Origin of the sequence: Bowmanella yangjiangensis, assembly GCF_017255015.1 — a bacterium.
GTDB classification, from domain to species: Bacteria; Pseudomonadota; Gammaproteobacteria; order Enterobacterales; family Alteromonadaceae; genus Bowmanella; species Bowmanella yangjiangensis.
Map to the genome: position 1 here is coordinate 1 of NZ_JAFKCS010000558.1, position 491 is coordinate 491.

Here is a 491-nt window from a genome sequence, read left to right on the forward strand (position 1 = left end):
GCCCCCTTACCTGCCGGAGTCGCTCAAGCAGTACATGGCCGAACAGAGCATGGCCAACGCGGGCCACTACGACCAGGTGTTCCAGCAACTGGTCGAACGCTACATTCCCCTCGAGCCGGAACTGCCCAAGATCGAGGCCCCGACCCTGCTCCTCTGGGGCAAGCAGGATCGCGTGCTGGACGTGTCGAGCATCGACGTCATGCAACCCCTGCTGCGCAGGTCCAGCGTGGCGATCATGGACAACGTCGGCCACGCCCCGATGCTCGAACGCCCCGAGGAAAGCGCCCTGCTCTACCGGCGCTTCCTCGACAGCCTGCAGCAGCCTTGAATCCAGGCAATAAAAAACCCGCTCATCAGAGCGGGTTTTTCGTAGCGGGAAAGCAGGTCAGACCAGCTTTTCCAGCTCCGGTACGGCTTCGAACAGGTCAGCGACCAGGCCGTAGTCAGCCACCTGGAAGATCGGCGCTTCTTCGTCCTTGTTGATCGCCACG

The 491-nt window shown here is 62.1% G+C and carries 1 protein-coding gene and 1 pseudogene; one reads left to right on the forward strand and one right to left on the reverse strand.

What is annotated here, in order from left to right; all coding sequences use genetic code 11:
- The coding region (locus tag J0A65_RS25645) for an alpha/beta fold hydrolase (protein ID WP_206597033.1) at window positions 1-328 on the forward strand (328 nt) is incomplete at its 5' end.
- Between the two features lie 57 nt (window positions 329-385).
- Here J0A65_RS25645 and J0A65_RS25650 read toward each other — a convergent pair.
- Window positions 386-491: pseudogene (locus J0A65_RS25650) on the reverse strand (electron transfer flavoprotein subunit alpha/FixB family protein); the annotation flags it as partial.